At 60.8% G+C, this 14927-nt stretch carries 12 protein-coding genes; 5 read left to right on the top strand and 7 right to left on the bottom strand.

Going from position 1 to position 14927, the window contains the following annotated elements:
- Positions 1 to 6: 6 nt before the first annotated feature.
- From FHT93_RS14130 to edd, 4 genes are all read left to right on the top strand, one after another.
- Positions 7 to 1302, top strand: a complete 1296-nt coding sequence (locus tag FHT93_RS14130) for an FAD-binding oxidoreductase (protein WP_113015386.1) — start codon at positions 7 to 9, stop codon at positions 1300 to 1302.
- A 135-nt stretch (positions 1303 to 1437) separates the two neighbouring features.
- A complete protein-coding gene (zwf, locus tag FHT93_RS14125; RefSeq protein WP_018115103.1) occupies positions 1438 to 2913 on the top strand; it encodes a glucose-6-phosphate dehydrogenase in 1476 nt (491 codons plus the stop codon).
- Between the two features lie 18 nt (positions 2914 to 2931).
- Positions 2932 to 3630, top strand: a complete 699-nt coding sequence (pgl, locus tag FHT93_RS14120; RefSeq protein WP_113116593.1) for a 6-phosphogluconolactonase — start codon at positions 2932 to 2934, stop codon at positions 3628 to 3630.
- 68 nt (positions 3631 to 3698) lie between these two features.
- Positions 3699 to 5525 carry a phosphogluconate dehydratase gene (gene edd / locus FHT93_RS14115; RefSeq protein WP_018115105.1) on the top strand — a complete coding sequence of 609 codons (1827 nt, stop codon included), beginning with the start codon at positions 3699 to 3701 and terminating at the stop codon, positions 5523 to 5525.
- 75 nt (positions 5526 to 5600) lie between these two features.
- Here edd and FHT93_RS14110 read toward each other — a convergent pair whose 3' ends face one another.
- The 6 genes from FHT93_RS14110 to FHT93_RS14085 all read right to left on the bottom strand — a co-directional run bounded on the left by FHT93_RS14110 (position 5601) and on the right by FHT93_RS14085 (position 12642).
- On the bottom strand, positions 5601 to 6014 hold the full coding sequence (locus FHT93_RS14110; protein ID WP_029616458.1) for a hypothetical protein: 414 nt from the start codon (positions 6012 to 6014) through the stop codon (positions 5601 to 5603).
- 115 nt (positions 6015 to 6129) lie between these two features.
- Complete coding sequence (ugpC, locus tag FHT93_RS14105; protein ID WP_183848004.1) at positions 6130 to 7221, bottom strand: sn-glycerol-3-phosphate ABC transporter ATP-binding protein UgpC; 1092 nt, start codon at positions 7219 to 7221, stop codon at positions 6130 to 6132.
- Positions 7222 to 7242: 21 nt separating this feature from the next.
- Positions 7243 to 8895 (bottom strand): alpha-glucosidase, encoded by a 1653-nt coding sequence (locus FHT93_RS14100; protein ID WP_183848002.1) that lies wholly within the window; start codon positions 8893 to 8895, stop codon positions 7243 to 7245.
- A gap of 35 nt (positions 8896 to 8930) precedes the next feature.
- Positions 8931 to 10094 carry a carbohydrate ABC transporter permease gene (locus FHT93_RS14095; protein ID WP_112541499.1) on the bottom strand — a complete coding sequence of 388 codons (1164 nt, stop codon included), beginning with the start codon at positions 10092 to 10094 and terminating at the stop codon, positions 8931 to 8933.
- A 1-nt stretch (position 10095) separates the two neighbouring features.
- Entirely contained in the window at positions 10096 to 11109 is a 1014-nt protein-coding gene (locus tag FHT93_RS14090) for a sugar ABC transporter permease (RefSeq protein WP_113116597.1), read from the bottom strand.
- 171 nt (positions 11110 to 11280) lie between these two features.
- Positions 11281 to 12642 carry an ABC transporter substrate-binding protein gene (locus tag FHT93_RS14085; protein ID WP_112541500.1) on the bottom strand — a complete coding sequence of 454 codons (1362 nt, stop codon included), beginning with the start codon at positions 12640 to 12642 and terminating at the stop codon, positions 11281 to 11283.
- Positions 12643 to 12937: 295 nt separating this feature from the next.
- Between FHT93_RS14085 and FHT93_RS14080 the strand changes: the two genes are divergently transcribed.
- Entirely contained in the window at positions 12938 to 13963 is a 1026-nt protein-coding gene (locus FHT93_RS14080) for a substrate-binding domain-containing protein (RefSeq protein ID WP_018115111.1), read from the top strand.
- Between the two features lie 14 nt (positions 13964 to 13977).
- Here the strand turns inward: FHT93_RS14080 and folD are convergent, their stop codons facing one another.
- A complete protein-coding gene (gene folD / locus FHT93_RS14075; RefSeq protein ID WP_183847999.1) occupies positions 13978 to 14877 on the bottom strand; it encodes a bifunctional methylenetetrahydrofolate dehydrogenase/methenyltetrahydrofolate cyclohydrolase FolD in 900 nt (299 codons plus the stop codon).
- Between the last annotated feature and the right edge of the window lie 50 nt (positions 14878 to 14927).

Genomic DNA, 14927 nt, shown 5'->3' with positions numbered 1-14927 from the left:
TTCGCCATGACGCAAGAGACATGGCAAAGCCCCATTGCCCCAGGCGTCTCCTGGTATCAGGCAACGGTCGGCGAGCGGCCGGATTATCCGGCACTCGACGGCTCCAGGCAGTGTGACGTCGCCATTATCGGCGGCGGCTACACGGGCCTTCAGGCCGCCTATAATCTCGCCAGGGCTGGTGTTTCGGTGACGCTCATCGAGGGCAGCAGGCTCGGCGACGGCGCCTCCGGGCGCAATGGCGGCCAGCTCGGCACCGGCCAGCGTTGGTGGCCGGAAGAGATGGAGGAGAAGATCGGCTACGAGCGCTCCAAGGCGCTATTCGATCTTGCCGAAGATGCCAAGCGGCACCTCATGGATTTTGCGACCGAGCACCAGATCGATATGGACTATGTGTCCGGTCAGCTCAGCGTCGCCCACAAGGAAAGCTACAAGCGGTACTATTACGAGAATGCGGAAATCGCGGCCTTCCGCTACGACTATCCGCATCTGCGTTTCATGGACCGCGAAGAGACGCAGGAGCGGCTTGGTTCCAAACGCTTCTATTGCGGGGTACGCGATACCGGCACCGGCCATATCCATCCGCTGAAGCTGCTGATCGGCCTTGGCAGGGTGGCAGCCAATGCCGGGGCCGATATCTTCGAAATGACCAAGGCAAAGTCGATCGAAGAGCGCAGCGGCAAGGTCGTTATCGAAACCGAACGCGGCACGATCACTGCCAACAGGGCGCTGATTGCCTGTAACGGCCATATCGGCAATCTGGAGCCGATCACGGCCAGCCATGTCATGCCGATCCGCTCTTTCATCGGCGCGACTGTGCCGCTTGACCGGTTCCCTAATGTGATACCGGGCGGCGAAGCGGTGGCGGATTCGCGGTTCGTCGTGCGCTATTTCCGCAAATTGAAGGACGGACGGCTGCTCTTTGGCGGGCGGGAGGCCTACACGGCCGACAATCCGCGCGACATTTCGCAGCATATCCGCCGGCAGATCGCCGAAATCTACCCCGCGCTCAAGGATATCGAGATCACCCATGCCTGGGGCGGCTCGGTCGGCATCACCATGCCGCGCCAGCCCTTCGTGCGCGAAGTCATGCCGGGCGTCACCTCGATCGGCGGTTATTCCGGCCACGGCGTCATGCTGTCAAATTACTGTGGCAAGCTTTACGCAGAAATGGTGCTGGGGAAATCGGCCGATCTCGATCTGTTCAAGGCGCTCGATATCCCTGCCTTTCCGGGCGGCGCGCGCATGCGGGCGCCGCTGCTTTTCCTTGCCTTGTCGTGGTTTGCCCTCCGCGACAAGTTTTAGTTCGATTGCGGATTTCCTCACCGGACAATTCGCTCTAAAACCGATGTCCGACAGATTCATTGCACCGCACACTGGCTTTTTTAAATCGATTAGATTAAAACGGCCACCAACCAAGCCTGATTGAGAGACAAGCTCATGAGCAGCCAGATCATTCCCGTTGAGCCTTTTGATTACGTCGTCTTTGGCGGCAGCGGCGACCTTGCCGAACGCAAGCTTCTGCCGGCGCTTTATCATCGCCAGATCGAGGGCCAGTTCTCGGAGCCGACCCGTGTCATCGGCGCTTCGCGCAGCCCGCTTTCGCATGAAGAATACCGCAAGTTCGCCAAGGATGCGCTCAAGGAGCACCTGAAGAAGGGCGAATATGACGAGGCCGAAGTCGAGAAATTCTGCTCCCGTCTCTTCTATGTTTCCGTCGATGCCCGTACCGATACCGGCTGGGACGTGCTGAAGAAGCTGCTCGACGAGGGCAAGGACCGCGTGCGCGCCTTCTACCTCGCTGTTGCTCCGGGCATTTTCGGCGACATTTCGCAGAAGATCCACGACCACAAGCTGATTACCAAGTCGACCCGTATCGTCGTCGAAAAGCCGATCGGCCGCGATCTGGCTTCGGCCCTGCAGCTCAACGACAATATCGGCCGCGTCTTCAAGGAAGAGCAGATCTTCCGCATCGACCACTATCTCGGCAAGGAGACGGTGCAGAACCTGATGGCGCTGCGCTTCGCCAACGCGCTCTATGAGCCGCTCTGGAACGCCAATTATATCGACCATGTGCAGATCACCGTTGCCGAAGCCGTCGGCCTCGAGGGCCGCGCCGGTTATTACGACACCGCCGGCGCGCTGCGCGACATGGTACAGAACCACATCCTGCAGCTTCTCTGCCTGACCGCGATGGAAGTCCCCTCCTCGATGGATTCGGAAGCCGTTCGCGATGAGAAGCTCAAGGTTCTGCGCGCGCTGAAGCCGATCAACGCGTCCAATGTCGAGCAGGCGACGGTTCGCGGGCAGTACCGCGCCGGCGCTTCCGGCAGCGGTCCGGTCAAGGGCTATCTGGAAGAGCTGGAAGGCGGCGTTTCCAACACGGAAACCTTCGTCGCCATCAAGGCCGAGATCAACAACTGGCGCTGGGCGGGCGTTCCCTTCTACATCCGCACTGGAAAGCGCCTCGCCGGCCGCGTTTCGGAAATCGTCATCACCTTCAAGTCGATCCCGCACTCGGTCTTCGACCAGGCCGCCGGCCGCATCAGCCAGAACCAGCTGATCATCCGCCTGCAGCCGGATGAAGGCGTCAAGCAGTCGCTGATGATCAAGGATCCGGGCCCGGGCGGCATGCGCCTGCGGAATGTCTCGCTCGACATGAGCTTCGCCCAGGCCTTCAACGTCCGTAACCCGGATGCCTACGAGCGTCTGCTGATGGACGTTATCCGCTCCAACCAGACGCTGTTCATGCGCCGTGACGAAGTCGAAGCGGCATGGCAGTGGGTCGATCCGATCCTCAAGGGTTGGGAATCCACCGGCCAGCAGGTGCAGGGCTATACGGCCGGCACCTGGGGTCCAAGCCAGGCCATCGCGCTGATCGAGCGTGACGGCCGCACCTGGCACGACGACATCTAAGTCCAAGGGTCCGAAGATATGGCATCGACACTGCATTCCTTCGCTAACGCCGCCGAACTTGCCGCCAGCCTTGCAGACAAGGTCTCCAGCGTCCTTTCGGCAGCCATCGCAGCGCGCGGAGCGGCAAGCATCGCCGTTTCCGGCGGCTCCACGCCGAAAGCCTTCTTCCAGGCGCTTTCGACGCGCGATATCGACTGGGCCAAGGTGACGATCACGCTTGTCGACGAACGTTTCGTTCCCGCCGACAATCCGCGTTCGAACCACCTGCTGGTCGATGCCAATCTTCTTCAAAACAAGGCGAAAGCGGCACGTTTCGTGCCGCTTTACCAGCCCGCCGCCTCCGTCGAGGAGGCTGCGAAGCTTGCAACGGTAAAGAGTGCGGAGATCGGCATCCCCTTCGATGTCGTCATTCTCGGCATGGGCGGCGACGGCCACACGGCCTCGTTCTTCCCCGGCGGCAACAATCTGAGCGTTGCGCTCGATGCCAGGACACCGCGCGGCATCATCACCATGGACGCGGAAGGGGCTGGCGAACCGCGCCTGACCTTCACGTTCTCCGCACTGCAAGATGCCAAACTGCTCATTCTCCACATTGAGGGCGAAGGCAAAAAAGACGTTCTCGCCAAGGCAGAAGGCACAGGCGAAGAGGCAGACATGCCGATCCGCGCCATTCTGCGCCGGGCCACTTCCCCGGTCGAGATCTACTGGGCTCCCTGATAGGGCCTTACAGCCGCCGAAGCCGGCGAACAGAACATTGACGAACCAAAACAAGGCAGGGATTTTCCATGTCCGCTCACGCACGCATTGCTGCGATCACGAATCGCATTGTCGAACGCTCGAAGCCGACCCGCGAGCGCTACCTGGAACGCCTGCGCGCTGCCGCCTCAAAGGGCGTCAACCGTTCGGTTCTCGGCTGCGCCAACCTCGCCCATGGCTTTGCCATCTGTTCCCCCGCCGAGAAGGATGCGCTTGCGGGCGACCGTGTGCCCAATCTCGGTATCATCACCGCCTATAATGACATGCTCTCGGCCCACCAGCCGTTCGAGACCTATCCGGCGATCATCCGCGAAGCCGCTGCCCAGGCCGGCGGCATCGCTCAGGTCGCAGGCGGCGTGCCGGCAATGTGTGACGGCGTCACCCAGGGCCAACCCGGCATGGAGCTCTCGCTCTTCTCGCGTGACCTTATCGCCATGGCAGCGGGTGTCGGCCTGTCGCACAACATGTTCGATGCCGCCCTCTTTCTCGGCGTCTGCGACAAGATCGTCCCCGGTCTGATGATCGCCGCCCTCTCCTTTGGCCACCTGCCGTCGATCTTCATTCCAGCCGGCCCGATGACGACGGGCCTGGCGAACGACGAGAAGTCGCGCGTGCGCCAGCTCTTCGCCGAGGGCAAGGTCGGCCGTGCCGAACTGCTGGAAGCTGAATCCAAGTCCTATCACGGCCCGGGCACCTGCACCTTCTACGGTACGGCCAATTCCAACCAGATGCTTATGGAGATCATGGGCTTCCATATGCCCGGCTCCTCCTTCATCAACCCAGGCACTCCTTTGCGCGAAGCGCTGACCCGAGAGGCCACCAAGCGGGCGCTCGCCATCACAGCACTCGGCAACGAATTCACGCCGGCCGGCGAGATGATCGACGAACGTTCGATCGTCAACGGCGTCGTCGGCCTGCATGCGACGGGCGGTTCGACGAACCACACGATGCACCTTGTCGCCATGGCTCGCGCCGGCGGTATCGTGCTGACCTGGCAGGATATTGCCGAGCTTTCGGAACTGGTGCCGCTGCTTGCCCGCGTCTATCCGAACGGGCTTGCGGACGTGAACCATTTCCAGGCAGCCGGCGGCATGGGCTTCCTCATCAAGGAACTGTTGAAGCAGGGTCTCGTGCACGACGATGTACGCACCGTCTTCGGTCACGGGCTGCAGGCCTATACGGTCGATGCGCAGCTCGGCGAAAACGGCGCCGTCGTGCGCCAGCCCTCGCCGGAGAAGAGCCACGATCCGAAGGTGCTCGCCAGCATCGAAACGCCTTTCCAGGCGAATGGCGGGTTGAAGATGCTGCGCGGCAATCTCGGCAAGGCGGTCATCAAGATCTCCGCCGTCAAGGCGGAGCGCCATATCATCGAGGCGCCGGCAATCGTGTTCCATAGCCAGCAAGAACTGCAGGACGCCTTCAAGGAGGGCAAGCTCAACCGCGATTTCGTCGCTGTCGTGCGCTTTCAGGGACCGAAGGCCAACGGCATGCCGGAACTGCACAAGCTGACCCCACCACTCGGCGTGCTGCAGGATCGCGGTTTCCGCGTGGCGTTGCTGACCGACGGGCGCATGTCCGGTGCATCCGGCAAGGTTCCGGCGGCAATCCATGTCACGCCCGAAGCTGTCGATGGTGGCCCGATCGCCCGCATCAAGGACGGCGACATCATCCGTCTCGATGCGATCAGGGGCACGCTCGAAGTTCTCGTCGATGCTGCTGATATGGCCGAACGCGAACCTGTTACGATCGATCTTTCGGACAATGAATTTGGCATGGGCCGCGAGCTTTTCGCGCCGTTCCGCCACGCGGTCGGACCGTCCGACCAGGGTGCCAGCGTGCTCTTCCACGCGCACTGACATCCCTCATCGATGCAAAAGAAAAACCCGCGGCCGAAACCGCGGGTTTTTCATATCCAGCGAGACGCGAGACTGTTACGCGCGGATATCGAGGACGTAATCCTTGTGAGCCGGGTGCGTGCTGTAGACGAAGATCTTGTTCAGTTCTTTCTGCGTCAGCAGGCGCAGGAAGCGAACCTCGATCGTGTTATTCGGGAAAGTCTTCATCAAGAGGCAGCCAACCTTGGTGATGCGGGCATCCGGAATATCCAGGTAGAACTGTTTTGGCAGCGTATACTGCGTGAGGATCGCCAGGATCGCGCTGCTCATGGATATACGGACGATATCGCAGCGGCGCGAGGCGGCATGCATGACGCCCTTTTCCGTATATTCGATACGCGCGGCGTTCATCGTGTCTTCCATCTTGAACCGCGATTCGCGGTCGTACATGAAAGATTCTTCCTTCGCCAGGAAGTGCGATTTCGCAGGTGTTGGATTCGATGCGGCCATGGCCTTAGTCCCCTCAGTCTTGATGAGAAAAAGGCTAGCACCGCATGTTTAACAGAAAGTGAGAATCCTTCCCCTTGGCAGTCTCAGGAGGAAGGATTCCACCAAAAATGGATGATCATTTCCTATAGGTGTGACCGGCCGCATCGAAGAGGTGCAGTTTCTGCCGGTCGGCCACGAAATGCATCTTCTGGCCGCGCTTTACATCGAAGACTCCGGGCAGCTTGACGATGATCGGCTCACCCTGGACCAAGCCTTCAATGTACAGAAGCGTCACTTCGCCGAGCTGCTCGACGATCGAGACTTCGCCCTCGAACAGATAGTCTTCACTGGGATCGGCGATGCGCAGGTCTTCCGGGCGAACGCCGAAGCTTGCCTGCTTGCCCTTTTCCGATGCCGCAGTGGCGATATCGAGCGTCACGGACTTGCCGCCGGTCAGCGTCACCGTCGTCGTGGCACCGGCATCGGTGATCGTTGCCGGGATGATATTCATGGCCGGCGAGCCGATGAACTTTGCGACGAACAGGTTTGCCGGTCGCTCGTAAAGCTCCAGCGGTGCGCCCACCTGCTCGATATTGCCGGCGGAAAGAACGACGATTCGGTCCGCCAGCGTCATCGCCTCGACCTGGTCGTGCGTGACATAGATCATCGTCGTATCGGCCATCTGCTCGTTGAGCCGCGCGATCTCGATACGGGTCGCGACGCGCAGTGCCGCATCGAGGTTCGAGAGCGGCTCGTCGAAGAGGAAGACCTTCGGATTGCGGCAGATGGCGCGGCCGATCGCCACGCGCTGACGCTGGCCGCCCGAGAGCGCCTTCGGCAGGCGGTCGAGATATTTGGTCAACTGCAGGCTTTCGGCGGCAGCCCGCACGCGGCGGTCGATCTCCTGCTTGCTCTCGCCTGCGATCTTCATGCCAAAGGCCATGTTGTCGAAAACAGTCATATGCGGGTAGAGCGCGTAGGACTGGAACACCATGGCAATGCCGCGCTTGGAGGGCGGCACGTCATTGACCAGCATGCCGTCGATATACATCTCCCCGCCGGTGATGTTTTCCAGGCCGGCGATCATGCGCAGCAAGGTGGACTTGCCGCAGCCGGAGGGGCCGACGAAAACGATGAATTCGCCCTGGTTGATTTCCAGATCGATGCCGTGGAGCACGTCCACGGAGCCGTAGGATTTGCGGATATCCTTAAGCGTCAGTCCAGTCATTTTCCTCTCCCCTCCTGATCCTTAAGCGAGGCGGGCGAAATACGCCCCCCAGGCCGGAATATCGATCCTGTCGCCGTAATTGTTGCTGTTAAAGCCGTGCCCCGTCAAAGCTTGCCACTCGCCCGCCGGCAGGGTGACATTGCTTTCTGCCGGCCCCATGTTGAAGATGCAGAGCAGCGTCTCATTGCCGTATTCACGTGTGAAGACCAGGGCATCGCCCTGCGGATCCTCGAACTCGATTTCGCCCTTGGCGAAAGCCGGATGCTGCTTGCGAAAGGCGAGGAAGCGGCGGTAGTGCTCGAGCACGGAATTCTCGTCGCCCTGCTGCACGCTGACGGCGCGCAGGATGTGCTCGACCGGAACCGGCAGCCAGGGTTTCACCGTCGAGAAGCCGCCCTGTGCGACCTGGCTGTCCCAGACCATGGGCGTGCGGCAACCGTCACGCCCCTTGAACTCCGGCCAGAACTGGATGCCGTAGGGGTCCTGCAGATCCTGATAGGCGAGATCGGCTTCGGTGAGAGCGAGTTCCTCACCCTGATAAAGGCAGACCGAACCGCGCAGCGTCATCAACAGCGAAGCGTAGAGCTTGGCAAAGGAATCGTGGTCGGCAACCAGCGCGCCCCAGCGGCTGACATGGCGCATGACGTCATGGTTCGAGAAAGCCCAGCAGGCCCAGCCATCGGGAGCGGCGGCGTCGAAATCCTTCATGACTTCCTCGACGCGCTCCGGCGTCAGCGGATCGGGCGCCAGGAATTCGAAGGCATAGCACATGTGCATCTTGTCATTGCCGGAGGTGTATTCGCCGACGATTTCGAGGCCACGCTGGCTGTCGCCCACTTCGCCGACGGCGGCAATGGCGGGAAACTCTTCCAGTACGGCGCGGAAGCGCTTCAGGAATTCGAGGTTCTCAGGGCGATTCTTGTCGTAGAGATGCTCCTGGAAATTATAGGGGTTCACGGCAGGCGCGGTGGACGCATTGCGGCGTTCCGGGGCAAGCGCCGGATTGTCGCGCAGAAGCTTGTCGTGGAAATAGAAGTTGATCGTGTCGAGGCGGAAGCCGTCGACGCCGCGCTTCAGCCAGAAACGGACGACATCAAGCAGGCGGTCCTGAACCTCGGGATTATGCAGGTTCATATCCGGCTGCGAGGTCAGGAAGTTGTGCATGTAATATTGCATGCGCGTCGGATCCCAGGCCCATGCGGAACCGCCGAAGATCGACAGCCAGTTGTTCGGCGGCGTGCCGTCCGGCTTGGCATCGGCCCAGACATACCAGTCGGCCTTGGCATTGGTCTTGCTCGTGCGGCTTTCGACGAACCAGGGATGCTGGTCGGAAGAATGCGAGATGACGAGGTCGATCATCACCTTGATGCCGAGACGGTGGGCTTCCGCTATCAGCGTGTCGAAATCGATCAGCGTACCGAAGATGGCGTCGACGTTTTCGTAGTCCGAGACGTCGTAACCGAAGTCACGCATCGGCGAGGTAAAAAAGGGCGAAATCCAGATGGCGTCGGCGCCGAGATTGGCGACATGCGGCAAGCGGGCGGTGATGCCCTTCAGGTCGCCGATGCCGTCGCCGTTCGAATCCTGGTAGGAGCGCGGATAGATCTGATAGATCACCGCGCCGCGCCACCAGTCCTTGTCGGCGGTCAGATTGGATTGGGAAGCCACACTCATGGAATATCCTGTCTAAGCTTAAGTCTTGGGATGGATCAGCCTCCCTTGACCGACCCCGCCAGCAGGCCGCGCACCAGATAACGCTGCAGCGAGAAGAAGACGAGCAGCGGTATGATGATGGTGACGAAGGCTGACGCCGTCAGGATTTCCCAATTGCCGCCGCGCGAGCCAAGCAGCGCATTCAGCGCTCCTGTCAGCACGAGGTGGTCCTTGTCGGTGCCGAGGAAGACCATGGCCACAAGCAGGTCGTTCCACACCCACAGGAACTGGAAGATCGCGAAGGATGCAAGCGCGGGGAAGGACAGAGGCAAAACGATGCGGGTGAAGATCTCGAAGTCGCTGGCGCCATCGACGCGGGCGGATTCGATGATCTCCTTGGGCAGGCCGGCAATATAGGCCCGCAAGAGATAGATGGCGAGCGGCATGCCGAAGGCGGTGTGCGCCAGCCAGATGCCGGGATAGGTCTTCGACGGCTGGCCGATCGCGGTGCCGATCTCGTTATAGAGACGCAAGAGCGGGATGAGCGACATCTGCAGCGGCACGACGATGAGGCCGACGACGAGTGCAATGAGAAGCGCGCGGCCGGGGAATTCCATCCAGCTCAGCGCGTAGGCGGCAAAAGCGGCGATCAGGATAGGGATGATGGTCGCCGGAATGGTCACTGTCAGAGAGTTGATGAAGGACTGGCCGATACCCTCGCTCGTCAGAACGGTCTTATAGTTCGCGAGCGTGAATTCCGGCGGAGCCGATGCCGCGACATAGATGCGGCGCGGACGTTCATCAGGCGAAAAGGCGACATTCTTCATGTAGCGGTAGCTGCCGTCGCTGTTGATGACCAAGCTTTCGCCCTCGCCGAGGTCGGCGGTCTGACCAGCCTCGAAAGCCGAAGGCTGCTGCACACGTACGCCGAAGGCCTTGACCGAGCGGCCAGGCTGATCGGCCAGCACGTTGCCCGTGATCACATAGATATCGCCTTCCTGCTTTGCCTGATCGGGGGTGCCGAGGCGTGCGGCCACAGTCTGCGTGGAACCGGCAAAGGCGGTCCACCAGCCGGAAACGGTGATCTGGTCCTTGTCGCGCAGCGCACTGACGAAGATGCCGAGGGTCGGCACCAGCCAGATGATGACGATGACGAGAACGCAGAAGTGGACGAAAAGACGGGCCGGGCCGATCTTGAAGTAGCTTGCAGCTCTCGTCATCTCAGCGTCCCTTCAGTTCGGCATTGGCGCGGCGCACGTTCCACACCATGATCGGCGTGACGGCGAGCATGATGATGATGGCGATGACAGCGCTTCGGCCGGAATCGCCGCCGCCGCGGAACAGCCAGTTGAACATCAGGTTCGCCAGCACCATGGTCTGCCACTGGCCGTTGGTCATGGTGAGCACGATGTCGAAGACCTTGAGGACGAGGATGGTGATCGTCGTCCAGACGACGGCGATCGTGCCCCAGATCTGCGGCACCATGATGCGCCAGAAGATCTGCCAGCCATTGGCGCCATCGATGACAGCTGCCTCGATCGTCTCCTCCGGGATACCGCGCAATGCGGCCGAGAGGATCACCATGGCAAAGCCGGTCTGGATCCAGACCAGGATTACCATCAGGAAGAAATTGTTCCAGAAAGGAACGGAAATCCAGACCTCAGGCGTGCCGCCGAATGTCTGCACGATGGCGTTCAAAAGGCCAATCTGCACATCGTTGCCGCCGCGGTATTCATAGATGAACTTCCAGATGACGGAAGCGCCGACGAAGGAGATCGCCATCGGCATGAAAACGATGCTCTTGGCGATATTGCCCCACCAGATGCGGTCGGTCATGACGGCGATGACAAGGCCGAAGAAGGTGCAGCAGGCGGGCACGACGGCCAGCCAGAGAATGTTGTTGAAGATCGACTGGCGGAATTCGCGGTCGTTCAGGGCCCAAAGGTAGTTCTGCGCACCGACGAACTCGTTGCCCGACCGGTCGTAGAAGGACAGGATGAAGGTCGCGACCACAGGATAGACGAGGTAGACGACCAGCAGAAAAAGCGCTGGGAAGAGAAACAGCCAGGGCCGGATCATCGCGCGCCGGTTCAGGTTGCGTGAAGCCTGACGGATATCACCGTCCTTCACCGGCAAGGCGAGATCGAGGATCTTGTTCGAGAAAAAGAAATAGGCCGAACATGCGAAAACGGCGACGACCACGACGCCCAAAGCGGACACTATCTGCGACAGCATTTCGTCCCTCCCCTGCTTCCCTGTCTTATTTTGAAGGGTTAATGCCGGACACCGTCAATATTGCTTGTGGGTTTGACCACAGGATCCGGCACAACCGGGCTCCCCCTCTGGAGCCCGGCCGTTCATTCCGGTGATGCCGCCGGTCGCCCGGCGGCACGAAATGGCAGGAAATTACTTGATGCCGTCCCAGGCGCTCTGGATTTCGGCTGCGGAGTCCTGAGCGGACTTGCCGCCGACGAAATCAACCATGCCGGTCCAGAAGGCGCCAGCGCCGATCTTGCCAGGCATCAGGTCAGAACCGTCGAAGCGGAAGGTCGTGGCCGAGGTCAGGATCTCGCCTTCCTTCTTCATCTGCGGGTTGGCGTAAGCATCGACATTGACGCCCTTGTACGGGGTCAGGAAGCTCGACTGCGCCATCCAGAGTTCATGGGCGACCGGCGTCTTCAGGAAGTCGACGAAAGCGCGAGCGGTCGGGGAGTCCTTGGCGATGGAGACGAGCGTACCGGCACCCAGAACCGGCTTGCCGAGATCGGCATGCGCAGCATAGGTCGGCATGTAGAAGAAGTCGGCATCCGTGCCGAGCTTCGTGCCTTCAGGGAAGAAGGACGGGATGAACGAAGCCTGATGGTGCAGGTAGCACTTCGGCGGAACGGCGAAGAGGCCCTTCGGGCTATCGCGGAAGTCGGTCGATGCAACGGCTGCAACGCCGCCGTCGACATATTTTTCGTTCTTGGCGAACTTGCCGAATTCGTCGATGGCAGCAACGACGGCCGGATCGGTGAACTTCACTTCATTGGTAGTCCACTTGTCGTAGACCTCGGGCTTCTGGGTGCGCAGCATGATGTCTTCGACCCAGTCGGTTGCCGGCCAGCCGGTTGCGCCGCCGGAACCGAGACCGATGCACCACGGAACGCCGCCGTCCTTAACGATCTGGTCGGTCAGGGCGTGCAGCTCTTCCATGGTCGTCGGGACCTTGTAGCCTGCCTCTTCAAAGTTCTCAGGAACATACCAGACGAGCGACTTCACGTCGGCCTTGTAAGGGAAGGCGAAGTAGGCGTCCTTGCCGTCCTTACCCTTGTAGGTGCCGTAACCGACCCAGCTGTCGCCGGCGCCGTAGTTGTCCTTGACCCACTTGGAAGTATCGTCGCCGAGCGGCGTCAGGTAACCCTTGCTCGCGAGATCGGCCAGCAGGCCCGGCTGCGGCAGAATGGCGATATTCGGCGGGGAGCCTGCCTGCGTATCGATAACGATCTGCTGCTCGTAGTTTTCAGAGGAGGAATACTTGGCGTCGATGCCGGTCGCTTCGACGAAATAGGCGAGGATGCTCTGGAAAAAGGCTTCATCTTCGCCGCGCCAGGGACCGAAGATCGTCAGCTGCTGACCCTTCAGGTCGGCATGGGCAGCCTTGAAGTCGTCATAGCTCTTCCAGTTGAACTTGGAGTCCTGACCCGGTGCGAATTTCAGATCCGCTGCCGATGCAGCGCCCGCAAAAAGCGCCGCAAGTGCAACGCCCATCAAGAATGACTTTTTCATGTGATCAACCTCCCATCACAATCGGATAGCGCAGAATTTCTTCCAAAGGAAATCTCAAAGCGCTTTGACAACGCAACTCATTCCCTTTTGGCCGAATGAAGTCAAGCCATTTTGCGAAAACGGCAGGAATACCGCCACTGTATCGCGTCGCAGCAAGGCTTAATGGGGAATATGGAGCGATTTTTCTTGAGTCAAGCGCAGCAGATGCTACATATTTGAAAGCGCTTTGGAAGCCATTGGGAGGCGGCGGCCACTATTTTACGGCCACAGGGCAGGCCGGGAGGAAGCATAGCAGGTGAATCTCAAACAGCTATCGGAATTGCTGGGGCTTTCGCAGACAACTGTGAGCCGCGCACTCAACGGCTATCCGGAGGTCAACGAGGCAACCCGGGAACGCGTGCTCCGGGCGGTCAAGGAAACCGGATACCGGCCCAACAAGGCCGCCCAGCGGCTTGCCACCGGCAAGGCCGGCTCGATCGGCCTCGTCATGCCGACAGCGCCCGGCCATCAATCGGACGTGCATTTCGGCGAGTTCCTGACCGGTCTCGGCGAAGAAGCGGTGCGTCATGACTTTCACTTCGTCATCATGCCGGCCGACCCGGACGACGAGGTCGCAGCGCTGCGGCGTCTCGCGATCAGCGGCAATGTGGACGCGCTCTTCGTAGCCTATATGCGCGGGCACGACCCGCGGCTTGCCATGTTGAAGTCGCTTTCCATGCCCTTCGTGGTGCATGGCCGCTCCTTCGGCTCGGAACCGGACTATCCCTATCTCGACATCGACAATGAGGCGGCTTTCTACGATGCAGCGAGGCTTCTCCTGCAGCTCGGCCACACGCGCTTTGCGCTGATGAACGGGCCGCTGCATCTCGATTTCGCCATTCGCCGCAGGAACGGGCTCATTGCCGCGCTGGCCGAACGCGGGTTGGAGCTCGAGGAAGACTGCACGAGCCATACGGTCATGACGGACGAGGAAGGACTGATCGCCATGGAGCGCTTCCTGCAGCTTCCGGATCGGCCAACCGCCATTTTATGCTCCAGTACGGTGCTTGCGCTCGGTGCAATCCGCGCCGTCAATCAAGCCGGATTGAAACTCGGCGAGGACATTTCGCTGATCGCCCATGACGATGTTCTGCCGCTCCTGAAGCCGGAGAATTTCTCCGTGCCGCTGACGACGACACGCTCGTCGCTGCGGGCGGCCGGCGTGCGCATCGCGCAGCGGCTCATCGGTACGGTCAAGCAGGCGGGCCCCTTCCCCGAACAGGAACTCTGGAAGACCGAGTTGATCGTCAGGGCCTCGACAGGCGCCGCGCCCCAGAGTTGATTAAAGGGGGATGATCAGAATACCGGCGGCGTCAGTCCTGCCGAACGATGGGCGGCAATCACCGTATTGGCCATCAGCATGGCGATCGTCATCGGGCCGACGCCACCCGGAACCGGGGTGATGACGGCAGCAACCGGAGAAACCTCGGCAAAAGCGACATCGCCGACGAGGCGGGTCTTCCCCTCGCCGCGTTCGGGGGCGGCAATGCGGTTGATGCCGACATCGATGACGGTGGCACCGGGCTTGACCCAATCGGCTTTGACCATTTCCGGACGACCGACGGCGGCCACCAGAATATCGGCATTGCGGCAGATGCCGGCGAGATCCTTGGTGCGCGAATGGGCAATGGTGACCGTCGCGTTGGCATTCAGCAGAAGCTGCGCCATCGGCTTGCCGAACAGGTTGGAGCGGCCGATGACGGTGGCATTGAGGCCGGAAAGATCCTCACCATGGGTGCGACGGACGAAGACCATGGCGCCGGCCGGCGTGCAGGAGACGAGGCCGGTCTTCAGGTCACCGGTCGCAAGCTTGCCGGCATTGACGACACTCAGGCCATCGACATCCTTCTCCGGCAGGATCGACTGGATGATCGCCTCGCTGTCGAGATGTTTGGGCAGCGGCAGCTGCACGAGAATGCCGTGGATCGACGGATCGGCATTGAGCGTGGCGACGAGGGCGGCAAGCTCCTCCTGGCTCGTCTCGACCGGCAGCGTGTGCTGGACGGACTTGAAGCCGCATTCCTTGGCCATCCGGCTCTTGGAGCTGACATAGGTGTGGCTCGCCGGATCGTCGCCGACGATGATGACCGAAAGGCCCGTCCGTACGCCCTTGGCAGCCTCAAGCGCAGCATTTGCCGATTTCACGGTTTCGATCACGGATGCGGCAACCTGCTTGCCGTCGATTACTGTCGTCACGCGTCTTCTCCGCCCAGTTTCGCGCCAGTCTATTCGCCCGCGGCGGGAAT

The sequence above is a fragment of the Rhizobium sp. BK379 genome (genome assembly GCF_014193955.1).
In the GTDB taxonomy this organism is placed as follows: Bacteria; Pseudomonadota; Alphaproteobacteria; order Rhizobiales; family Rhizobiaceae; genus Rhizobium.
The sequence above is the reverse complement of the archived record's forward strand: the minus strand, read 5'-3'. Positions and strand labels throughout refer to the sequence as shown.